Here is a 22,256-nt window from a genome sequence, read left to right on the forward strand (position 1 = left end):
AAAGATTTTTTAAATTTTCTTGTCAAAATGCTTGACAGATTGCTGTGTTTGAATGTTAAGATAGTGAAGGTTAAGACGTTGGGGCGTCGCCAAGTGGTAAGGCAGCGGGTTTTGGTCCCGCCATTCAGAGGTTCGAATCCTTTCGCCCCAGTTTAATTGGGTCAGCTCAATCAATTGTTTAAGTCATCGTTTAGAGTTAGCGATCGACCGACGAGAGACAAACGACTACCTAAATACAAACCTAATTAGGACTTGCTCACAGGATATAAGAAACCGGGTTTCTTGCTGCGGGTTTTACCTAAAATGCTAGATTTGTGGTCAAGAAATTGGTTTTTTGGGTCGCCAGTCCCCATTTTTCGCAGAAACCGTTGTTTGTGCGTAATATCACTTCTGACTGCGCCGGAATTGTATAGCAGAAGTCCGATGGAAGTCGGAAGAAGGAAGAAGCAATAAAATCAATCGTTTCAGCCATTAACAACGCCCTAACCATCTTGGCGGTTGCTATAAAATCGAGTCAACATTCAACACTCATATCAAATCCGGTTGCATTGGAAGGATTAAACCGCCGTTGACGCAGAGAACACAGAGGAAAAGAACAGAGAGATGAATAATTCCGATGCTACCGAATTTGATATCAACCATCCTTAAATTTTTCGACTAACAGTCAACAGTTAACTGTTAACTGTTAACTGTTAACTGTTAACTGTCAACCCGCCCTACTCCATATCACTGCAAAGTGCTGGGGCCACGATCATTTAGCCGATCGAAAACGTATCGGGAAATGGCAGGAAAAGCTGTTTCGTCCTTGGAATAAGCAGGATCGTCTGCGAAAACAACTAAGATATAAATCGCGCGATCGTCTAAAGTCCTGACAAATGCCGCTTCGCTGCGGGATTTGGAAGTATAGCCAACTTTGGAACCAAAATAAATATTAGTTGGTAAAGACTCGCCGAGAAATCCTTTTATCGAGTTGCTAGGGTCATTTTTCCAGGCCTTGGGGTCTAAGTCTCTAGTCAGCAAGTAAGCCATTTTGCGGCTGGCGATGCTGGAAACCGCTTGCCTAGTATAGATTTCATATATTAATCTGGCAGCTTGGTCGGTAGTTACTTGATTGCGAATCGGCTGAGAAGCATCGCCCCGCAATTGCAAGTCGCGACCGATTGGCCCTTCTTGTCTTAAATAGTATATGGGATAATTTTTGGTGCTTATACGAATATCATTGTAGCCTGCTGACTGGAAAAATGTGTTAATTTGAGTGCGCTTTTTCAGCCATGTTTGCAACTCTTCTCCTGCGAGCCGTCCGCCGGATTTTGTATCTGTGATTTTGTCTAAAAGTCGGCTGGCAGCATCGTTGTTCGAGACGCGAATCATTTGCTCTAGGTCGTTTTTAAAGGCAGATTCTCTTTGCGTAATGATGCCTTTTTCTATGGCTGAGTAAAACGCTGCCATCCAAAATAACTTGGCAACACTAGCGGGAAATCGGAGAGTTTGATTTTGATATCCGGCAAAGGTGTGACTTTGGGAATTGCTGACATCAAATAAGGTAATTGATAGCCGTTCTGCGGGCATTCCTTTGGTGGTTGCAATCTTCACCGCTTCATCAACAATCCCTTGCAACTCTTGAGAGTAAACTGGATTGGGAGGTGTTTTGATGTTGTAGCTGAAGGTAGGTTCGCTTTGACGATCGGCTAAATTTTTCGATGGTTCAATTGTCGGAGGCGAGAGTGTTTCTTGAGGCGAGACGGCCTGTTTAGCCAAGATGACTGGCGGTTCTGGGGCACGGCGAATTCTGAACGGTATTGTGACAATCCAACCGATCGCGATCGCCCCGGCAATTAAGCACAGGATGTTACGGTATTTTAAGCGAGAAAATTTCGTCCTGACTCGACGACGGGATTGGACAGGAGGCTGGCTGCTTTGGCGTCGTGGCCGGATTGGGCCTAGGGGCTCGATGGGGCGTCGGGCGGGAATTGGGCGTGGGCGGCGTCGGCGTTCTACTTGCATTACAGTTTTGTGCTATCAAACTCGCACGATCAGTTTATAATAGGGCGGCATCTAAATGACAACTGTATCGATCTAGTCCGCTATTGCCAATTTTATCTGTCTACTAGGCTGATTGAGACTTCTAGTAATTGTAAAATTTTCAGGATAGCACTGAGTTGAAGCAAAATCCTTTGAAAAACATGAGAAATTTTTGGAGTCTGGCTGTTTTGGGATTTGCGATCGTCGGCGTGAATAATTCTTTGATACCTGATGTTTGGGCATTTCAGTCTCACTCTGCTACGGGATATGTTGTCGATCGACAAACAGCAGGACAGGGCGCGGATGTAGCGTTTTCCTTGACGCCAGAAAGCGAAAATCTGGAATTAACCAACAAGCCAACTGTTTCCAGTTTTCCGAGTATGTTGTGGGACTTCAACAATTTAGCGGAAATTTCCTATTCCGAATTGCTGAAAGTGCTTGCGAGACGATCGGACTCCAATAATACCGAGAGAGAAACCGTTGCACTACCTGAAGACATAGCACGTTTTGAAAAGGTTGTACAGTATGCAAAACAACAAAATTTGCACGATCGCTCGATCGGAGAAATTGTCCAGGCGATCGCCGATAACTTCCTAGGAAAGCCCTACGCCGCAGGTTTACTGGACAAATCCGGCGAAGAAAAGTTGATCATAACTTTGAATAAATTTGATTGCGTTTTATTTGTAGAAACCGTTTTGGCGATCGCCAGGGGCGTAGCAGTACAAGATTACGACTATCAAAATTTTGTCGATCGCATAGAACAACAGCGATATTTAAACGGTAAAATTAACGGTTATTGCAGCAGATTGCATTATTTTTCCGAATGGATTAATGACAATCAAAAACGGCAAACAGTGGAAAATATCACCGCTGAATTAGGCGGAGTGCCCATGAATAAAACACTAAATTTCATGAGTCAGCACCGCAACAGTTATCCGCAAATGGTTAAAGACGAAGCAACTTATCAGTGCATAGTCAGCCAAGAAGCAGACTTAGCAAAAACTACTGTTAATTACATCCCCACAAATCAGATAAAAAGTGTTTATTCTCAGTTAAAACCAGGGGATATTATAGCAGTAGCGACGGATGTTAAAGGATTGGATGTCACCCACACGGGTTTAGTCTACCGTAATGCTGACGGCAATATGGGTTTAATTCACGCTTCGCCGGCTGGGCAGGTGACAGTTGCTTACGACTTGCAGAGATATATTAGGAGAGTCGAAAGTGCGATCGGCATTGTGGTAGCGAGGGCGAAAACCCCTAATTAAATTAGTTTGTATTCGTAAAGTGCATCAGCTTGCATTATTTTAGCTGAAAATTTAAAATTTCTGTGTTGACGAACCCTACAAACTCTGTTGTGGGGAGTAGGGGTTGGGCTTCTAGCCCAACCGGAATATACAAATTAAATGCACAACAGTTTATTGAACAATTTCGCTGCGAGATACCTTACTCTTTCTAGCAGGATTTGGCGTTAATTCCGGCGGCGAAACTTGAACACTTCCCCACTCATTCAAAAAGCTTTTCAGCAAAACCTCTTGCTGAGTGCGAAATGTCTCGACATTTGCCCCTCCATTCATAATCACAAACCACACAGTTTCTTGTTTTTGAGTTGGCAAAGCTCCGCCCAAAGCGCTAACATTATCCAACGTGCCCGATTTGACCACTGCTAATTGGGGAAGCGCGCGTTCTGATAGTATTCCTTGATCTTTCCCAACTACAGTTAAGACATCAGCAACTGTCATGCTGTAAGGTTCAAGATAGCGTTCTAAAGCGATAAATAACGCACAAGCAGCCCGGGGAGAAATGAGATTTTCTTCGCTCAATCCCGAACCGTTGACAAGTTGAATTTCTGCGGGGGGAACTCCGGTTGCTGCGGCTGCTTTTTGGGCGACTGTTTTTGCACCACCGACAGTATCAGCTAGCATATCTGCCATGAGATTGTTGCTGTACTGATTCATTTTTTTGATCAGTTCAGCAAGGGGCAAAGAATAATGTTTGACTAAAGGCTGTACGTCATTGGGAGGTGCTGACAAAACTTTGACAGTACCCTCAATTGCTATTTGGGGTTTTGGCGTATTGGGAGGCAGGGTTTGATACTGGGCGGCGGCTTCGCTGGGCCAGATTTGACTGTTCAATCCTTGTTTGAGCAATTCTCCCGATTTGAGGGGATCAAGTTCAAAGTTCATGTAAAACTTATCGACAATTATCAAATTGCCAGTGACTCGCTTGATCCCTTTTTGATTTAAGGCGTTGCCGAGGGCGATCGCCTCTTCCCAAACAAACAACGGATCGGCGCTTCCCTGAACAATTAAAGATCCTTTTAATACGCCGTCTTCTATTTTTCCAGTTGTACCAATTAAGGTGATAAATTCATGTTCTGGCCCGAATTTTTGCAGTGCTACGAGAGATGTTGCTACTTTGGTAATAGAAGCGGCCGACAGAGGAACGGTACCTTGATGATTAGCTAGCAAAGTGTTGCCAGATTGCATCCAGACGCCTTGGTTTTCTTTGGCAAAACCTTGGGCAGCCAACCCGTTGAGATATTGCTGGATTTTGGTATTTGTGGCTGTTTCGGGATTGCTAACAGAGACTATTAAGGGCTGAGGCTGATTTGGTTTAACTGGGGGCGAGGAAGTTTCAGCTACAGGAGAGGGAGATGCAAGTTGAGGTGATTCAGTAGCTGCACATCCGGCAATAATTGTGAGAAGGGCGATCGAACTCGCAGCAGTCAAGTAGCGGTTTTTCAGCATTACTTTAATTTTGTTCATCAAATGTACGATCGTCTGTTCGGCACGCCCGATGGAAAGTTTAGCATTCTTCTCGCGCGTGGGGCGAGCCTCCGGATCTGTGTTACCAAACTCCCGAACCGCTAAAATTGCCTATCTTCTTCCTTCTCTAATTTTGCTTCGCGCACTTCGCGTCTTCGCGGTTCGTTAAATATATCTCCTTGAAATGCTTCGGAAACCCATCTTCAGCGCCTGGGGCCTTCACCCCAGGCCGATCGCTCTCGCAAATTTTCGATAAACTGGTTTATCCAGCCATACTCCCTATACTCAGCGGCACCATTTCGCCGTGCATCGTCAGACCTAATAACATCGGCCCGCCCGGTCGGATCAACTCTCCTGTAAGCGCGCAGCGTTCCTCCTGCTGTGCTGTGGCATTAATGCTGGCTCGAATATCCGATCGAGAAAACATCTGCCGATACTCTCCAGACTTCTGCTGCACGTAATTCCAGAGCAAATCTCGAATCAAAGCTTGATAGCCTTGATTGCCCGCGAGCTCTTTAAGTCTCTCTTTGAGCTCTCTTTCGAGTCGAATGCTGGTGACTTCCATTTCGGTGGTTGAGGTTCTAGGTAGGGTATGCATAATTTTTTCTCCGTGACGGGTGGACATATGTGTAATATCAGTGTAGTATGTTTACAGCTAGATTGAAAGCCTCTTAACCACCTTCTGCCTGCTGTGAAATTTCTCCCCACCTACTCCACCTATCAACTGAAGTGCGATCGCCCCACGGGTCGCTCCGAGTCGTTACGGCACGTCTTTAGCACGGGTTTTGCGACTGTTGCAGCGACTTCGTGGGCGGGCTTGGGCCTAAATAAACACGGTTATAGTGGATTAGGAGAAATTGCAGAAATTAATGACAACGAGGTAGACCAGCACGGTCGGCAAGTGGCACAGCCATATCGAGATACGCGAAGCGGGAGGTACAGCTAAACGACTGTACCAAGACAGGATGAAAATTTGCATGAAAGCAGTTTTTCTAGCCCCCGCTTCTAAGTAAGAGAAGCGGGGGCATTTGATTGGATATTTGAGAAATTCGATCAGCTTGGGGAACTGGGAAAAAACCAGATGTAGCCAATGCTGACGAAGCAACCAAAATTCAAAATCTAAAATCTAAAATCCAAAATCTAAAATCCAAAATTGACGAGGAGGGGCAAGCCATGACCGTAGTAACTGATGTATTGAGGCAATCTGTGGTGGTGTTTTCTCAGAATTACCTACCGATGAGCCGTGTCAACATCAAACGGGCGATCGTACTTTTGGTAACAGGCAAGGCTGAACCTCTGGATTTTAGCATCGGTAACGGCTGGCTGGTGCGATCGCCCAGCACCAGCATCCACGTACCCGAACAAATCCGCTTGACTTTTGGTAACAGGGAACGCCTGTGGAAAGTGCCCCCGGTCAATCGCCGGGAAGTTCTGCGCCGCGACGCTCATTCTTGCCAATACTGCGGTAGCAACCGACATTTGACGCTGGATCACGTGATGCCTCGATCGAAGGGCGGCCCGCATACTTGGGACAACGTGGTGACTGCTTGCGAACGGTGCAACTCTCGTAAGGGCGATCGAACTCCCATAGAAGCTGGAATGTCTCTGCGAACTAAGCCGAAAGCCCCCATACACCCCACTGTTGCTTTTGCCGAACTGTTTTGGCACGAATACCAAATTGGGGAATAGGGAATGGGGAATAGGGCATGGGGCATGGGGCATGGGCCAAACAGGTAATTGGTAATTGGTAATAGCTAATAGTTAATAGCTAATAGTTAATAGCTAATTCAGTCCTGTAATTGAAAAGGATTTTAGGTCGGAATAGCAAACTTTTTATCCCGACCTATCCAATGCCCAATGCCCAATGCCCAATGCCCAATGCCCAATGCCCGATCGCCAATTTTCAATTACCAATTTTTAACTTTCAATTCCAAATTTAGGGCTGTCAATATGCTGAAGTTGACTTACACTGAAACGGGCTTTAACCTCGAGCGTTTGGCTCAATCTCCCGAACAGTTAGTGGCGCTGCGAGTTGTGCTGGCTATGCGAGTTGGTCAAAGCATCAGCGTCGAACCGAGCACTGCGGCATTTTTGTTGCCCGCGAATTTGCCAGCGCTGTCTTTGTTGGAATCGGAGGCCCGCCGAAACGACAACGATGCGATCGAGCTTTGTGTTGCTGATGCTGACTTTGTAGAAGTGACTCTGCGCGGTACGTGGATTTCTGGTCAGTCTGAGGGGGCTGACGGCGTGTTTGCGACTGTTTTGGGCGATCGGGCGGAGCTCTTGCTGCTCAAACTCTGGCTCGAAACTCAGGCTGCTGCGGAGGTTGTCGGGGAAGTCGGCGATTAATATCGGATGTGGAAGGAAGAGGGAACAAGGAAGAGGGAAGAAGCAAGAAGGAAATATTTTCTTCATATCACACTCCCCCACTTTTTCCCCCTCTCCCGCCAGAAGCGCACTCAATTCCATTCTCCTTGCAGCCCAAAAGCAGCCCAATAATAAGGAGATTGCCATTCTGGAAGCTGTAGCACTTCGATTTGCGCCGCTCGCAGTGCCGCAGCAGGCGCTAATTTATCTTGGAGCATTTTTTTGTAAAATCGTGTCATCAGCTCAGAAGTTACTTGATCCTCAACACTCCACAGAGAAACCACCACACGTGGCGCCCCCGCATACATAAACCCTCTCGTCAAACCCACCAACCCTTCTCCTTTAATATCTTTTCCCAAACCCGTCTGACACGCACTCAGCACCACCAATTCAGCCGGTAAATTGAGATTAAAAATATCATTCAGTCGCAAGTAGCCATTTTGTAACGTGCCTTTCTCATCAACTAAAGATAGCACCAATCCCGATAATTCTGGATGTTTGCTATTAGCAAATCCGTGCGTAGCGAAATGAACAATGCGATATTGAGATAAATCGGGATTGGTTGCCGTGGTACGATTAGCCGTAAAGTCAAGCGCTTGTTTTTCCAAATCATCAGGAACCAAAGCCAAGATTTGCTCAGCTTCAGTTCGCGAGAAAGGTAAGCGAGTCCAATAAATGTTAGCCTCAGAGGCAGATCTCTGTAATTGTTGCGCTTCCACTGGCAGATTTTCAACAGTTTGATTCTTCGTTACAGGCGATATACTCGTGCCTTTGAGCCGTTCGTCGTCCGAGCTAAAAACTGGATCTGCAAACAAGGCGATCGCCTTTGGAGCCGGTTGACGAGTCGCCATATCCCGCCGCAGAATAGCTAAAGTGGAAGCAGAAGGCAGATTAACAATTTCATGCTTAACTATTAGCGGCACTTCAGATTTTTCCAGAGTAAGGGCGCTGAAAGGGATGTATTGCAAGGCTCCATCCGCAACAATTAGCAAGCGCTTGTTGCCCAACTCAGAAGCAACCGGAGCGAGGATCATTTGGCTCAGAAGTCCAGCAGATTCGGCAACCATTTGAGGAACGGTTCTCGTGGTCTCTTTGGTTAAAGTATCGCGGAAATTCTTACCCGTGGCTTCAATCTCGGTGCGAGAAGGGAGTTCGTAACTGGTGAAAGAAGTTTTCGTCACCGCCCACAAATAACTGCGCTCCTCACCCAGAGAATATTCTAAAAGTAGCGTATTGTCATCGAGTACCTGTTGTTGAATTTGTTGCAAGTTGAGAGGTTCGGGATATTTTAGAGCAGCGTAACGAGGACTGCTGGCGCGAATTTTAGCTTCTATTTGAGCGAGTTGCTTGAGAACTGTGTCGATTTTTTGTTGAATTTCATCCACAGCTTCTTGGGTAGATCTAGCGATGACAATTTGGTATTTGCGAGTCTGAAAATCACTAAGTTGTTGTTGCAAGTTTTGTTCCTCTGCTAGCAGTTGCGGGTCAACACCTTGGCGAATATTTGCGCTGGCTTCGCTGAGGAGTTCAAGCAGACTGCGGGCACGGGCACGTTCGCTAGCATGAAAGGCTTGTGCGTCGTAACCTTTATCGGGATTTTTCTGGTGCAGTTGCATCAACAAATCGATGTAAAACTGATAATAATCTTGGTTGCGGGCAAAGTAAGACTGCCGAAGTTCTTGGCTACCGATTTGAGTGCGGAGGTTTTCAATAATATTAATTGCGGTTTCGATTTCGGTTTGGGCAACTGTGAGGTTATTTTGTTGGCGGTTTAAGATGGCTTGATTGTAGATGATGTGCGCTTCTTCTGTTTTGTAACCGAGTTGTTGGGATAGAGATAAAGCTTGGTTATAGTTTTCAAGGGCGGTAGAATTCTGACCTAAAGCAGCTTGTATTTTCCCCATTTGATTGAGAACTGTGGTTTCTTTTACTTTGTCGTTTAAGTGTCGGGAGATGCTGAGGGCTTGGTTGTAGGCATTCAGGGCCGTTGACCATTCTTTTGAAACGATGTAGGTGCTACCAATGCCAGTTAAGGCAGTAGCTTCGGCTGCTAAATTAACTGCAGGTCGAGAGATGACTAGGGCTTTGCTGTAGGAGTCTAGGGCATTTTTCCAGTTTCCTGTAGCAGCGTGAATATCACCAATGTTGTTGAGGGTGTTGGCGACTGCCGTTTGGTCATTTAATTGATAGAATAAGGGCAAAGCTTGGTTATAGTAATCCAGGGCGCTTGTCGGGTCAGCTAAATCGGTGTAGAGTTGACCAAAACTGTTGAGGATAGTGGCTTCTTCGGCTTTGCCACCCGCTTGTTGCGATAAGGGTAATGCTTGGTTGTAGGAGTCTAGGGCAGATTGAAACTGTCCGAAATTGGCGTAAATTTTACCCATTGAAAGGAGAGTGCGTGTGGCTTGGGCGTAGTTTCTATCTGCACGATAGAGTGCGAGGGCCTCTTCTAATTTTTGAAGTGCGAGTTGTCTAGATTCGACACTACCTTGGCTAGAAAGTTGAGTTCCTTTGATAAATGCTACTTCAGCCGCAGAAACTTTTATTCCAAGTGATAAGTCCCACAGGCGAGCAGTTCTATCGTCACTAGCAGTGAGAATTTGGCTACCATCGGGGCTAAATACTGCACTGTTGACCTCTTCCTCATGTCCCCGGAATATGGCTAGAAGATTACCTTTGGTATCCCACAGACGGACGGTTTTATCAACACCAGAAGTAATGATTTGCCGGCCATCGGGACTAAATACGGCACTGTTGACTCTAAAATTATGCCCCTGGAATTCTGCTTTGAGATTACCTTTGGTATCCCACAGGCGAACGGTTCCATCCCCACTGGCAATGAGGATTTGACTACCATCGGGGCTAAATACTGCCCTGTAGTGCGTAATCGAGCTTACATTTACATCCTTCCTGCCCGGGAACTCAGCCAAGAGATTGCCTTTAGTATCCCACAGGCGAGCAGTTCCATAAATCTGACGGCCCTCAGTCAGAATTTGGAGACCATTGGGACTAAATTTGGCACTGTCGATCAATCCCTCCAATCCCTCCTTCCCCCGAAACTCTGCCAAGAGATTGCCTTTGGTATCCCACAGACGGGCGGTTCTATAGGTAGTGGTGAGGATTTGGCTGCCATCGGGACTAAATATGGCAGTTCTGACATCATTCTCATGTCCTGGGAATATAGCCAAGAGATTACCTTTGGTATCCCACAGACGGGCGGTTTTATCACTACTGGCGGTGAGGATTTGACTACCATCGGGGCTAAATACTGCACTTTCAACATCATGCTTGTGTCCCTGGAACTCGGTGAGGATATTACCTTTGGTATCCCACAAGTGGGCGGTTTCATCACCAATTGTCAGGATATGGCGACCATCCGGGCTAAATACTGGTTTTCCGACCTCTTTCTTAGGGGCTTGAAACTCGGTGAGGATATTGCCTTTGGTATCCCACAGGCGGACGGTTTTATCGGTGGCGGTGAGGATTTGGCGACCGTCTGGGCTAAATACTGCACGCTGGACTCCATACTTCTCGTCCCGTAACTCGGCCAGTTGAGCGTTATTTTTAGATACGCTTTCCCGAAAAGTTTGCAGGGCTGCCATTTGCTGGGCTTGGGCAGCAATTGCCACTGATACATCCCACAGACGGGCGGTGCCATCATCACCAGCAGTAAGAACTTGCCGACCATCCGGGCTAAATACGGCACTGGAGATATAACCTTCATGTCCCCGAAACACAGCCAAGAGATTGCCTTTGGTATCCCAAACTCGTGCAGTTTTATCGTAACTGACCGTGAGGATTTGACTCCCATCGGGACTAAATACGGAACTGGTGACTCCTTCCTCGTGCCCCCGAAACTCTGCCAATAGATTGCCTTTGGTATCCCACAGGCGGACGTTGTTTATACCCTGCGTGAGGATTTGGCTCCCGTTGGGGCTAAAAATGGCTGTTTTCATCGGCTCCTTATGCCCCCGAAACTCTGCCAAGAGAGTGCCTTTCATATCCCATAGGCGGGCGGTTTCATCACTACTGGCCGTGAGGAATTGGCGACCATCGGGGCTAAATACTACACTTTTGACTGCTTTCTCATGTCCTAGTGGGAACTCGGTTAAGAGATTGCCTTTGAGATCCCACAAACGGGCGGTTCTATCATCACTAACGGTGAGAATTTGGCTACCATCAGGACTAAATGCTGCACTGTTAACCATCCACCGCAATACTTCTACTCTCTCGAGTTTCTTGGGTCCCCGCAACTCAGTGAGGAGATTACCTTTGCTATCCCAAAGGCTGACCGGGTAGCAAAGGCAATCGCTGGGGATGATTTTGCTACCATCAGGGCTAAATACTGCATTGATCAAACTGTGCCCTTGCAATACAGAGAGGAGATTGCCTTTCGTGTCCCACAAACGGATGTTCTCACCATTGGTGGTGAGGATTTGGCGAGCATCGGGGCTAAATATTGCTCTATAGACCCCTTCCTGATGCCCCCGGAACTCGGTTAGGAGATTGCCTTTGAGATCCCACAACCGTGCAGCTTCATCTCGACTAGCGGTGAGGATTTGCCTGCCATCGGGACTAAATACGGCACTGGTGACAGAACTATTGTGTCCTCGGAATATTGCCAGTTGAGCGTTATTTTTGGACACGCCTTCCTGAAAGGTTTCTCTGGCAGCTATTTGCTCGGATTGGGCAGTAATGGCGGCTGACACATCCCACAGGCGGGCGATTTCATCCCCACTGAAGGTGAGAATTTGCCTGCCATCGGGACTAAATATTGCCCCCACACTCTCGTTATGCCCCCGCAACTCGGTTAGCAGATTGCCTTTGGTATCCCAAATTTGAGGGGTTCCATCCCAACTAATGGTAAGGATTTGGCGACCATCGGGGCTAAATCCTGTTGTCCTCCAGATATAACTCCTGTGGGAATCATGCTGCCCAAACACAGTCAGGAGATTACCTTTGGTATCCCAAATGCCGGCGGTTGTATCCTCACTAATGGTAAGGATTTGGCGACCATCGGGGCTAAATATTGCTGTCCTAACATGATTTTCATGCCCCTGGAACTCGGCTAGGAGATTACCGTTGGTATCCCACAGGCGGGCAGTTTTATCCTGGCTGGCGGTGAGGATTTGCCGGCCATCGGGGCTAAATACTGCACTGAGGACAGGAGCCCTATGCGCCTGGAATTCTTTGAGAAGATTACCTTTGATATCCCACAACCGGGCGGGTTCATCCCAACCAGTGGTGAGGATTTGGCTACCATCGGGGCTAAATACGGCTTTTACCCAGCTTTGTGAGCCACTTCTGACCTGGAACTCTGCTTTGAGATTGCCTTTGGTATCCCACAAACGGGCTTTACCCCACCTGCCGGCTTTATCCGCCAGCCTACTAAGGGTGAGGATTTGGCTACCATCGGGGCTAAATACGGCACTTCTAGTTCTATTTCCAATAGTAGACTGATCGTCAAACGCCCGGAACTCGGTTAGCATATTGCCAGAAGTATCCCACAGGCGGGCGGTTAGATCGTTGTTAGTGGTGAGGAGAATTTGTCTGCCATCGGGACTAAATACGGCACTGGTGACATCATCCTCATACCCTGGGAACACTCTCAGGAGATTACCTTTGATATCCCACAAGCGGGCGGTTTGACCTGGACTAGCAGTGAGGATTTGCGGACCATCGGGGCTAAATACTGCACTTATGACTCTCCCCTTATGCCCCACAAACATGGCGACTTGCCCGCCAAAGGCTTGCACGGGTTGCTGCGTTCCTGATGCGCTTGGGTTTTCTGTTGTCGGTGACTGAGATGGTGTGGGAATCCTGGGTTGGCCGCTGATGGGGATGCTGTAGGTAGTAGCGAATACCACTCCCATCACCAGAGGGAGACAGCGATGTACTTTTCGGTATTTATCTGGCAGCATAATTGTTTTTTGGGAGAGTTAAGAATTGGGAGAGGGGGGTCAACTAAACCTTTCTCTAGCAAATCCGTAAAAGCCAAAAGCTATAGTTTCTTTTTGGATAGGCAAATCTGCTTAGCGTTGGCTCTTTTTTTTACTGAGGTCATCAAAATTAAGATGGGCTGGGGGTTAGTTGTCAGAAAAAATTATTTATGTTAAGGACAAACTCTATCATTTTTCATAATCTTTGTCTGTAATTGGCTGCGTCAAGGGTGAGGCAAGGACGTTAAGGGAAGTAACTTGAATCGGCTGCGGGGCGTTGGCTCGTCGATGTTATTATCTTTTGACGGGCTGACTGTGCTTTGTAAAGCGAGCTGATTTTTCTCAAGGACAGTTACCTGGGTCTAATACCAACTCCGGTAGCATGGGAATTAATATTACCCCCAGTCAGGAGACCGCGAGTGCCTAAGTCCTCAGATGTTGCACCATTCTCAATTAGCCTTTTATGAACAGGCAAGATGCCTGTTCCACAAGAAAATTTATATTTTGTGGAACAGGCATCTTGCCTGTTGCTGACAATGGTGCCAGATATCAGTAAGTCCCTTTAGGGTGTATAAATTATATTGAAGTAAATGCCGTTATCTTGCAGATTGTCGCCTTTATCGCTAATTCTCACCAAAGGAAAAGCGTAATCTACGCGCAGGTTCACCCGCTGTATCGGTTCCCAGATTACCCCTAAACCCACACCTGCTAAAAATGTCTGATTGGTTAATTTATTAGGATTGTTCGCAACGTTCCATACCGTACCCGCATCCAAAAATGGAGCCAATTGAAGTTTGGGATTTCCCGAAGCATCGCGCTGCAAAGTAATCCGATCTTCGATGGAAACTCTGAAGCCGTTATCCCCAGAACGGACATTTTGGCGGTAGCCGCGCAAAGATTGCCCGCCACCAATTACAAATTGCTGGGAAGGTAACAAACTATTAGCTGACAACTGCAAGTCTGCCTGCAAAATTAATAAATGTTTGTCATTCAATCGCTGTACTCGCTGCACTTGACCCAGCCAACTAAAAAATTGTCCGTCTGGATCGGAACCTTCGTTTTGAGTAGCATCAAACAAGCTAGTGCCGATCGTAAATTGCGATCGCAAGGCCCAAGCACCCTGCGGGTCGCGCCGAATGTAGTCCTGTCCCAGCTTAATTGCACTCGTAGTGGTGACACCATTGGAGTCCGGGCCGATGCCAAAAGCATACGGGTCGCCAGCGAGAAAAGTTCTCCCTGTTTGATACGTAAAACCGGCTGACAAGGCAAATTCTTCGATCGGCGTTCTCCGCAGAGGCTGGCGGTAACTAACTTCAAATAAATGCGATTTTCCCGAAATATCAAAACTGTCAAAAGGTGCTTGTACGATACTGTTGCGATTCGGTGCCGCCCTCAATTGCAAAGTGCCGTTCATCGCATTTAGCGGCACGCGATAGCTGAAATCAAACACGTCTGAATCGCCGAGTGATCGGTAATAAGCCGCCGCAAGTTCGTCGCCATTTCCTGTTATATTGCGGTGCCGCAAACTAACTCCCAATCTTTCGGAACCGACACTCGGAGGCGAGTAATTGTCAATGCTGAAAGTAGGTTGAAACGGATTAGCTTCCAAGACTCGGACGATCAGAATGCTCTCGCCTTCATTCTCCCCAGCCCGCAGACTGGCTTCTACATTGTCAAATAAAGGATCGACTCGCAGCAGCCGGAGTTGGTCTTCTAATGAAGCTGTGCTTAAAGGCATTCCGGCACCGAGTCGAATTCGGCTGCGGATGTAACTCGGATGCAATCTTTTAGTTCCTTCTACCTCGATTCGGGCCAGCTTGCCTTCGATAACTTGAATTTGGACTACCCCTGTGGTGATAGTTTGGGGCGGCAAGACTGCTCTCGAAGTGATGTAGCCACGATTGAGGTAAATTTCGGTAATTTTGTCTGCGATTTGTTTGAGCTGTTCTAGGGTGGTAGAACGGCCTTCTAAGGGGTTGACTAAGGCATTAATTTCGTCTTGGCTTAAAATTGTGCTGCCAACTACTTGAATTTTCTGCACCTCAATTGGTGTATTCGGCAGCGTTGGGGGAACTGGCGACGGGGGCCCCGGCGCTACTGTTGGCGGTACTTGGGGAGGTTCTGGGGAAGGCTGCGGGGCCGGTTGCAGAAATCGATCGCGATTTGGATCGGGCTCCGTCGGCGGCGGTGGCAGGTTTGGAGGCAGCGAGGGTTGGTTCTGGGCTAAAACATGATTACAATCTAGCGGGTTCTGACATTGGCGATCGTTGTCAACCAGATTTGTTGGTTCGGGCAAAATGCCTGCACCACAAGCAGTTTCATCGATTGTGGAACAGGCATCTTGGCTGTTCTCGGCGGGGTTCGATTGTGCTTCTGGTTCAGGGTTGGTCTCAATAGAATCGGGAAGCTGATTTAAGTTTGTTGCTGTTTCATCCTGCTTGATTTCCAGTTTTTGCAGTGCTAATACTTGATTGCCCGTATCTGCTGAGTTGTCAGCGGCGACGGGCAACTGAGAAATATCGTTTGTTTGGGATATAGCTTTATTGGCATACAAGCAAGCCATCGGGAGCGCAGTTAGAAGTGAAATCCCCAACCGAAATAGTGCAATATTTGCATTCGGGCGCATAATTAATAATTTCTCTAAAATAAGTTTGTCGGCTGCTTGACTATGCCAGTTTATCATTTAGTATTAGGCTAAATTTGACCATCAAAATTTCCACCGTCCGGCTTTCAAGATGCCAGAAGTCCGAACTGCTGATCAGTACAAAAATTTTAATTTATTTAGGACGATCGACCAAAGAACCCGCAACAGCCAAAAATCATCTGTGGCGCTGCCAAATACCGCGCTCGAAACCGAGCTTTTCGTACTTGCTGCACCCCTCATACCATTTTAGATTTTAGATTTTAGATTTTAGATTTTAGAATTGGCAATGACTTATGGCTATCCGGGTTTGGGGCACGGGCCTACCGTTGCATTTTTTGCGTGAAGCTGGTATCGAATTATTTTCTTGTGATGGGTGTTAACTCACTTGCGACTAAGGGTTCTTGGGCTATTTTGCCGAGTTCGACTGAGTTCAACACTGCTGACCACTTGATCGCTAAACTGGCATCGCTGGGAGACTCGATACGCAATTGAGCTAGAGTTGCCAGGTACTCATACCAAAGACTTTGTTGGGCGAAGATGCTGAGCTTGGTGAGATCGGGCGATCCATCCAACTCTGTTTTCACGGTTGGGGCGAGTGCGGTGCGGTTGATCCACCCGGAAACGAGAACATCATCTGTTGTATTTTTTGGGTTGCATTTGATAGTAAAGTACCATTGATAGTTTTTGCCAACTTCCAAGGCTGGCGAGTTCTCGTCGGAGCCGAGGCTGACACTAACTACACCTGCACGGCTAGTTACCATGCGAAAACTTTTTTTGTATAGTGTTTTGTCCCTTTCGTCTGCTAACTCAAACTGAACTGTTTTGTCGAGGGCTACGGGAAGGTAGTAGAAAAATGTCGGTTTTGCTGATATGGTTTGCCCCATAGTTGATTGGGGAATCAAGGCAGTTAAGGCAGTTGTGGCCGTGGGGCATTCTAAACCGCGGGTTCCTCCCCCTTCCCGCCTTCCGGGTACTCCGTCCTGCGGCGGTTGAAAGCTATTCCACGCGGCTCCCAATTGCTCGCTGTTCGGTCTACTTCCGCTTGCTTGGGCGGGTTGAACTGTTTGCCAGTTGAGGGGTAGCTGCGGTGGTGAGGCGCGCTGGACAATGTTTGCGGGGCTGTTGAGAGCCTCTGCTGGTATTAAAAAACTACCGGCGGCAACTGCCTCTAAAGACAGAATTAAGGAAAGAGCACCGATATTTAGAGCAGACTTCAAAGCCATGACGAACCTGCCTTCTGATGAACCTAGGAACTTTATCGCACGGTTTTATTCTATCCAAGGTTTTGACGGATATAGTAATCTGTTGTACTTAATTTATATCTTCAGGCAGATACGATTATTTGGGTCGCTCTGCTCAACATAGAATTCTCTGTCGCGTTTGTCAGTGGTAGCTTAGTAGTTATACTTACTTCCATTCACTGCAGCAGGTTGGGTTGAGCTTGTTAAACCCAACTTTGACAAAGACTAATATTCGGGGTCTTTTAACTCTAGCAAGAGGCTAAAACGCGTCTTGTCATAAAAACACCTGGTTGATGCGTCAGCCCTGGATATCAGGAAACTCGGCAATTTTGCTGGTGAAGCTCAAGCGATCGGCTACAAGTTACAAATCAGGTTTTCTGTACAATACCGGCAAGAAATTTAGCATGAATCTCGATTCACCTGTTCTCTCGGACAAACAGCCTTCGGGGCTGCGGATGGTAAGACCCATCGGAGTCTTGGCACTGCACGGCATTGCTTTTTTAGGAAATAGGTTGTTCGCTGTCGATCGCGCCGAAGGGCTTCTATTGGAGATCGATCGAGAAAGTGACAATACTACGGTTTTAAATCCTTATCAAACGGCTAAGTTTGCCGGCGCAACGGGGCTGGCTATTTCGGAAGATACTCTCTGGTTTGCGCGGGATGAGGATATTTGTTGCTGTCGGGGCGCAGTTCGGGACGGGGCGATCGCGGAACTCAAACCGGAACATTTTGTTTCACTTTCTTATCCTGCTGACGGGATTGCTGTTTGGAAATCTACGCTTTATGTGACTTGCCAGAGATTGGGAACGATTCTGGTTTTTGACCTAAAAACTGGTCGGGAAATTACTCGGTTTTACGCTCCCGGTATTGGGGTAGAAAATATCACAGTCCGGGATGAGGAAATTTGGGTTTGCGACAAGACTGAGCAAACTGTTTACTGTTTGGAACGGGGAACTGGGGAGATTAAATTTAGCGTTTTGACTCCCTTTGAGTCGCCTTCAGGTTTGGCTTTTCATAAGGATTCCGAAACCGGGGAGGAGGTTCTGTATGTGGCTTATGCCGGGGATGAACTTTACATCCGGGATGACCCGAATTCCGAAGATCCTTTTCAGTTGACGAAGCGCGATCGCACTTTTATTCAGCCTTTGTCTTTTTACTACAATGAAGCTGACCGCTACGCTTTGTCAAACGGTTTTTTGATGGAAATGTCTTATGTGGAGGAACTGTCTCCTCTCGATGAGGTAGAAATCGAAAATTTGGAGTGGCGGATTGCTTTGCCTTCGGAAACTCATCGGCAAAAGGTAAGGGAAATTACGCCGATCGGAATGCCTTTTACTGAGGAAATTCAGGAAGGGGAACGGGTGGCGGTGTTTAAGTTTGATCGGCTGCACCCTGGGGAACGCCGAATTTTTGGCTGGAAGGCTTTGTTAGAAGTTCGATCGATTAAGTATCAGTTGTCGCCTCGGGATGTCGAAAAGGCTCCGAAGCTGTCGCCGGAGTTTGCAGCTAAGTATTTGGTGGATAATGACAATTTGGCTATGGATACGGAGATTGTGCGATCGGCTGCTGTGGCTGCCATTGGTTCGGAAACTAACATTCTCAGGCAATTGCTGAGCATTCGTAATTTTGTTTACGATCAACTTTCTTACGGAATTAGACCTCACATTGACACTCCCGATATTGTGCTGCGCCGTGGTATCGGTTCCTGCGGCGAATACGTGGGAGTCTTGTTAGCTTTGGCTAGGTTAAACGGGATTGCTTGCCGCACGATCGGGCGCTACAAGTGTCCGGCTTTTGCTGACAGAAAAGGTGTGTCGCTGGAGCCGGATTTCAATCACGTTTGGCTGGAATTTTACATTCCAGGTTTTGGCTGGGTGCCGATGGAATCTAATCCTGATGATATTCAAGACAGAGGTCCTTATCCGTTGCGATTTTTTATGGGTTTGGCTTGGTATCACGTAGAAATTGGCAAGGGAATTCGGTTTCAAAGTCTCACTAGCGGCGGTCTTCCTTTAAACAAGGAGGAGGTTTCCGTGGGAAGTCTGGCAATTAATCATGTGAGGTTTACAATTTTGTCAGAGTTGCCAGCAGTTTGACGAGAGTGTTAACAGTTCACTGTTAACTTTTAACAGTTAGCAGTCAAAATTCAACTGTTAATTGTTAACATTTTTAATCTAAAATCGAAAGTAGAAAATGTAAAATCAGAGGAAGAGGGGTTGTGGAATTTTCGATTGCTAATTTTCTCGTTTTAGTGGCCTTTGCACTGCTGGTGACGGTGACTGGCGGGGTCGCTTATTTGACTTCTGTTGAGTGGCGCGATCGCAGGCGGTTAGATAAGGCTAAACGGAAAAAAAAGTAGCTCTTTGCTGTTGACAAAGTGCATATTTTATGATATTAAACAAGGCGACCGGGTTGGCTCGCCTTGTTTTGTGATTTGAGGTACTTTCACCGCAGATGATATCAAGTTTGGTAACATAAACATTGCAGGTTCGTAGTGAGGACTTCATTTTTCATACAAAACTATGATTCATATCGTTTCCGCTTGGATCGGAAGGATTTAACCACAGAGAACGCAGAGAACACAGAGGGAGACAAGAGAGATGAATAATTCCGATGAAGCGTGGATTTGAGATCGCGGGCGGGACGCCCGCGCCACAATAAAAACCCTAAAATAAACACAGATGAAAAAGGGAATTTTGGAGTTGATATCTTAAGTCCACTGTCTGAAAAATGTATTTTCTTGCCAAGCGGCGGCGGTGCGTTTTTCAAGTGCTGCCATTTCTGTTGTGTTCAGGGGTTGGAATGCTTGGGCGACTTTTAAGTTTTCTTCTAATTGCTTTACTGAGTCGGCAGCGATGACGCAGCAGTGCACGCCGGGAAGTGAAAGCGTGTAGCCCATTGCTTGGTGCATTCCATCTAAAACACCGTTCTCAAATAATTTGCCGTAAGCTGGTATTTTCATGGCTATGACACCGATATTTTTGGCTTTGGCAATTGGTAAAGCGCTGGTAACAAAGGAGCGCGGGTGATGTTTTTCGGCGGCGTTGAGGGAGATTAATGTTGTGTCGAAAGGATAGCGCTGCAAGCCTGCGGCAATGATGGCTGGTTCGTGGTGTCCGGTGATGCCGGAAAAACGAATTATTTTTTGCTGTTTGGCTTCTTCGATCGCCTTTATTGCTCCTTTGGCACTGAAAATTTGGTCTAATTCTGTTTGGAATGAGACGTGGTGGAGTTGCCACAAGTCTAGCCGATCGGTTTTCAATCTTTTGAGCGATTGCTCTAAGTCTCTCCACGCGCCATCTCTGTCTCTGGCGGAGGTTTTTGTGGCTAGGAATAGGCGCGATCGATATGGTGGCAAAACTTTGCCTAAGTTTTCTTCGCTGGACCCGTACTCGGCCGCCGTGTCAAAATAGCGAATGCCTAGTTCGATCGCGCGTTCAATTTGCACCGCCGCTTCTGCTTCTCTGCCCTTCTGCGACAGCGGTGTTTGCCCGCCTCCCCCCAAACCGAAAATCGGCACTTTCACGCCGGTGTTGCCTAAGAGTCGTTCTGGCATTTTTACTGTGGCGCCCGCCTTGTTATTGGGTGCGGCTGCGATTTCCCGATCCTGCTGTTCAATCGCCTTAGCACCTGCAATGCCGCTGGCAACAGCTATACTGCTCAATATAAAATTGCGGCGAGTCTTTTTGCGGGTCATTGTTTCCGTCTCCTCAGAATGTTTGAGTTGAGATTAACCAGAAAGTTAAATGAAGTCATCAGTCAGTAGTCAGTAGTCAACAGTTAACAGTCAACAGTCAACAGTCAACAGTCAACAGTCAACAGTCAACAGTCAACAGTCAACAGTCAACAGTCAACAATGCCCTTGTCAATTATCCATGCGCGAATCAATTCGTTTATCTGTTCTGGTACTTCGTCGTGGGGACAGTGACCAGCTTTGATAAAGTGTTCTGTCAACTGAGGATAGTGTTTGCGAAATTTGGCGCTTCTTTCTGTGGAATTCATCCACGGATCGCCTTCTCCCCACAGCATTAGCAACCGGCAGTTTAATTGACTAAGTAATACGTCAATTTTTTCGCCTTGGGGTGTTCGGAATACGGAAGCGAATACTTTGGGGGCACCGGGATCGCAGGAGGGAAGGTAAATTTCTTCTACTAATTGGTCTGTAACGGCGCTTTGGTCGAGATATACTTTTTCTAGGGTTTTCCGAATTGTCGATCGCTGGCGCACGTACTGGAACAGCAGAAAACTTGCCCAATCTTGCTGAAATAAGGTTTTAGCTACCGCAGATATGGCTTTTTGCAAGGGCGGGGCTTCGGGTGCGGGCTGCGGTTCGCTGAAGGGGCCGGCGCTGTTGATTAATATGAGTCCGGCTGCTGATTCGGGGCGCTGGGCTGCTACACACAAGGCGGCGTAGCCTCCGAGGGAGTTGCCGGCTAGTACGGCGGGCCGGCCGATGATGTTGGTGATAAAGTCGTGGAGTTGGTCGCGCCAGAGGTCGCCGCTGTACTGCAATTCGGGTTTTGCCGATCGCCCGAATCCGATCAGGTCGATCGCCCACACTTCAAAGTCTTTGCTTAGGCCGCTGATATTTTTGCGCCAGTGGTCTGTGGAGGCTCCAAAACCGTGAATTAACAGCAGGGGAGGGCGTTCTGGATGCCGATCGCTGGATCGAACGTAGTATACTGAATGCCCCCGCCACTGCCAGTAAGTGCCGGCTATGGGGGCTGTGGTGATGGCTGGGGTTGTTTGCATGATGTAAAGAAATAATTATTTACTTTAACTATTGTATCGCGACGCTCAGATTTATAAAGTTTGGCATCCGCGCTGGGCTTCCGCTAGCAAAGGATTCGTGAATGTGAGCGAGTTGGGAGCTGGCGATCTTCCGCACTCAGGATTAATAAGTTTTGTAACGAATATTGATTTTGTGAGGGGCGCAGCAATGGGAGGTGTTTTCCCAGATCGCATTTCGGAAAATAAATCGGGTTTTGGCTGCAACATACCTAGGTATGATGATTTTGCTGTTTGGCAGCAAAAGCAAGTTCTGGGCGATGGCGTAAAGCAGCGGCTGCTAGGGTCGAGCCTCATTGGCGAGGGTGAAGGGATCGACTTTTTTATAGTTATTTCCGAGCTTTTCCAGGTGGGGATCGTTTGTTCCAGAGGTGTTGACGGCTTGGGGGCTGCAGCGAACCTAAGCGTTGCGAGTTGGCAAAAGCTGAAATCAAAAATTTCGTGACCGGGAAAAGTTATAAGTAGAATTACTGATGGTTCTCTGCAG

16 protein-coding genes and 1 tRNA gene are annotated in these 22,256 nt (G+C 47.3%); 8 read left to right on the forward strand and 9 right to left on the reverse strand.

Annotation, left to right across the window (positions count from 1 at the left end):
- Positions 1 to 79 precede the first annotated feature (79 nt).
- Positions 80 to 151 (forward strand) — tRNA-Gln (locus QUA36_RS15415).
- 575 nt (positions 152 to 726) lie between these two features.
- Here the strand turns inward: QUA36_RS15415 and QUA36_RS15420 are convergent.
- A complete protein-coding gene (locus QUA36_RS15420; protein WP_333158561.1) occupies positions 727 to 2,004 on the reverse strand; it encodes a serine hydrolase in 1,278 nt (425 codons plus the stop codon).
- A gap of 179 nt (positions 2,005 to 2,183) precedes the next feature.
- On the opposite strand from QUA36_RS15420, the gene QUA36_RS15425 reads away from it, so the two are divergent.
- The gene (locus tag QUA36_RS15425) at positions 2,184 to 3,290 is read left to right on the forward strand and encodes an N-acetylmuramoyl-L-alanine amidase-like domain-containing protein (protein WP_333458288.1); all 1,107 of its coding nucleotides are present in this window, start codon (positions 2,184 to 2,186) and stop codon (positions 3,288 to 3,290) included.
- A gap of 150 nt (positions 3,291 to 3,440) precedes the next feature.
- Here QUA36_RS15425 and QUA36_RS15430 read toward each other — a convergent pair whose 3' ends face one another.
- Together QUA36_RS15430 and QUA36_RS15435 are read right to left on the reverse strand one after the other, a co-directional pair.
- The gene (locus QUA36_RS15430; RefSeq protein WP_333458289.1) at positions 3,441 to 4,790 is read right to left on the reverse strand and encodes a D-alanyl-D-alanine carboxypeptidase; all 1,350 of its coding nucleotides are present in this window, start codon (positions 4,788 to 4,790) and stop codon (positions 3,441 to 3,443) included.
- 262 nt (positions 4,791 to 5,052) lie between these two features.
- Positions 5,053 to 5,388, reverse strand: a complete 336-nt coding sequence (locus tag QUA36_RS15435; protein ID WP_039886507.1) for a ribbon-helix-helix domain-containing protein — start codon at positions 5,386 to 5,388, stop codon at positions 5,053 to 5,055.
- A gap of 93 nt (positions 5,389 to 5,481) precedes the next feature.
- Between QUA36_RS15435 and QUA36_RS15440 the strand changes: the two genes are divergently transcribed.
- From QUA36_RS15440 to QUA36_RS15450, 3 genes are all read left to right on the forward strand, one after another.
- On the forward strand, positions 5,482 to 5,736 hold the full coding sequence (locus QUA36_RS15440; protein ID WP_333458290.1) for a hypothetical protein: 255 nt from the start codon (positions 5,482 to 5,484) through the stop codon (positions 5,734 to 5,736).
- A 227-nt stretch (positions 5,737 to 5,963) separates the two neighbouring features.
- A complete protein-coding gene (locus QUA36_RS15445) occupies positions 5,964 to 6,479 on the forward strand; it encodes an HNH endonuclease (protein ID WP_190660760.1) in 516 nt (171 codons plus the stop codon).
- Positions 6,480 to 6,740: 261 nt separating this feature from the next.
- On the forward strand, positions 6,741 to 7,139 hold the full coding sequence (locus QUA36_RS15450; protein WP_333158553.1) for an alr0857 family protein: 399 nt from the start codon (positions 6,741 to 6,743) through the stop codon (positions 7,137 to 7,139).
- 110 nt (positions 7,140 to 7,249) lie between these two features.
- Here QUA36_RS15450 and QUA36_RS15455 read toward each other — a convergent pair whose 3' ends face one another.
- The 4 genes from QUA36_RS15455 to QUA36_RS15470 all read right to left on the reverse strand — a co-directional run bounded on the left by QUA36_RS15455 (position 7,250) and on the right by QUA36_RS15470 (position 16,963).
- Complete coding sequence (locus tag QUA36_RS15455) at positions 7,250 to 13,078, reverse strand: CHAT domain-containing protein (protein ID WP_333458291.1); 5,829 nt, start codon at positions 13,076 to 13,078, stop codon at positions 7,250 to 7,252.
- Positions 13,079 to 13,658: 580 nt separating this feature from the next.
- Entirely contained in the window at positions 13,659 to 15,779 is a 2,121-nt protein-coding gene (locus QUA36_RS15460; protein WP_333458292.1) for a ShlB/FhaC/HecB family hemolysin secretion/activation protein, read from the reverse strand.
- 75 nt (positions 15,780 to 15,854) lie between these two features.
- Complete coding sequence (locus tag QUA36_RS15465) at positions 15,855 to 15,980, reverse strand: hypothetical protein (protein ID WP_333458293.1); 126 nt, start codon at positions 15,978 to 15,980, stop codon at positions 15,855 to 15,857.
- A gap of 116 nt (positions 15,981 to 16,096) precedes the next feature.
- Positions 16,097 to 16,963 (reverse strand): DUF928 domain-containing protein, encoded by an 867-nt coding sequence (locus tag QUA36_RS15470; RefSeq protein ID WP_333158548.1) that lies wholly within the window; start codon positions 16,961 to 16,963, stop codon positions 16,097 to 16,099.
- A 422-nt stretch (positions 16,964 to 17,385) separates the two neighbouring features.
- Here QUA36_RS15470 and QUA36_RS15475 point away from each other — a divergent pair, with 422 nt between their 5' ends.
- Positions 17,386 to 19,077, forward strand: a complete 1,692-nt coding sequence (locus QUA36_RS15475; RefSeq protein ID WP_333458307.1) for a transglutaminase domain-containing protein — start codon at positions 17,386 to 17,388, stop codon at positions 19,075 to 19,077.
- A gap of 122 nt (positions 19,078 to 19,199) precedes the next feature.
- Complete coding sequence (locus tag QUA36_RS15480; protein WP_333160187.1) at positions 19,200 to 19,340, forward strand: hypothetical protein; 141 nt, start codon at positions 19,200 to 19,202, stop codon at positions 19,338 to 19,340.
- Between the two features lie 351 nt (positions 19,341 to 19,691).
- On the opposite strand, the gene QUA36_RS15485 is transcribed toward QUA36_RS15480, so the two are convergent.
- Both QUA36_RS15485 and QUA36_RS15490 read right to left on the reverse strand, forming a co-directional pair.
- Positions 19,692 to 20,678 (reverse strand): aldo/keto reductase, encoded by a 987-nt coding sequence (locus tag QUA36_RS15485; protein ID WP_333458294.1) that lies wholly within the window; start codon positions 20,676 to 20,678, stop codon positions 19,692 to 19,694.
- 146 nt (positions 20,679 to 20,824) lie between these two features.
- On the reverse strand, positions 20,825 to 21,733 hold the full coding sequence (locus QUA36_RS15490) for an alpha/beta fold hydrolase (RefSeq protein WP_333458295.1): 909 nt from the start codon (positions 21,731 to 21,733) through the stop codon (positions 20,825 to 20,827).
- Positions 21,734 to 21,764: 31 nt separating this feature from the next.
- Between QUA36_RS15490 and QUA36_RS15495 the strand changes: the two genes are divergently transcribed.
- Complete coding sequence (locus QUA36_RS15495; protein ID WP_333458296.1) at positions 21,765 to 22,214, forward strand: hypothetical protein; 450 nt, start codon at positions 21,765 to 21,767, stop codon at positions 22,212 to 22,214.
- Positions 22,215 to 22,256: the final 42 nt, after the last annotated feature.

It is taken from the genome of Microcoleus sp. Pol10D4, assembly GCF_036701555.1.
In the GTDB taxonomy this organism is placed as follows: domain Bacteria; phylum Cyanobacteriota; class Cyanobacteriia; order Cyanobacteriales; family Microcoleaceae; genus Microcoleus.

Excerpts from the sequence above, each read along its gene's own strand:
- QUA36_RS15460 (WP_333458292.1), bottom strand. The coding sequence starts at position 15,779 with ATGATAAACTGGCATAGTCAAGCAGCCGACAAACTTATTTTAGAGAAA.
- QUA36_RS15450 (WP_333158553.1), top strand. The coding sequence starts at position 6,741 with ATGCTGAAGTTGACTTACACTGAAACGGGCTTTAACCTCGAGCGTTTG.
- QUA36_RS15470 (WP_333158548.1), bottom strand. The coding sequence starts at position 16,963 with ATGGCTTTGAAGTCTGCTCTAAATATCGGTGCTCTTTCCTTAATTCTG.
- QUA36_RS15435 (WP_039886507.1), bottom strand. The coding sequence starts at position 5,388 with ATGCATACCCTACCTAGAACCTCAACCACCGAAATGGAAGTCACCAGC.
- QUA36_RS15420 (WP_333158561.1), bottom strand. The coding sequence starts at position 2,004 with ATGCAAGTAGAACGCCGACGCCGCCCACGCCCAATTCCCGCCCGACGC.
- QUA36_RS15465 (WP_333458293.1), bottom strand. The coding sequence starts at position 15,980 with ATGAGGGGTGCAGCAAGTACGAAAAGCTCGGTTTCGAGCGCGGTATTT.
- QUA36_RS15475 (WP_333458307.1), top strand. The coding sequence starts at position 17,386 with ATGAATCTCGATTCACCTGTTCTCTCGGACAAACAGCCTTCGGGGCTG.
- QUA36_RS15490 (WP_333458295.1), bottom strand. The coding sequence starts at position 21,733 with ATGCAAACAACCCCAGCCATCACCACAGCCCCCATAGCCGGCACTTAC.
- QUA36_RS15430 (WP_333458289.1), bottom strand. The coding sequence starts at position 4,790 with ATGAACAAAATTAAAGTAATGCTGAAAAACCGCTACTTGACTGCTGCG.
- QUA36_RS15445 (WP_190660760.1), top strand. The coding sequence starts at position 5,964 with ATGACCGTAGTAACTGATGTATTGAGGCAATCTGTGGTGGTGTTTTCT.
- QUA36_RS15455 (WP_333458291.1), bottom strand. The coding sequence starts at position 13,078 with ATGCTGCCAGATAAATACCGAAAAGTACATCGCTGTCTCCCTCTGGTG.
- QUA36_RS15425 (WP_333458288.1), top strand. The coding sequence starts at position 2,184 with ATGAGAAATTTTTGGAGTCTGGCTGTTTTGGGATTTGCGATCGTCGGC.
- QUA36_RS15485 (WP_333458294.1), bottom strand. The coding sequence starts at position 20,678 with ATGACCCGCAAAAAGACTCGCCGCAATTTTATATTGAGCAGTATAGCT.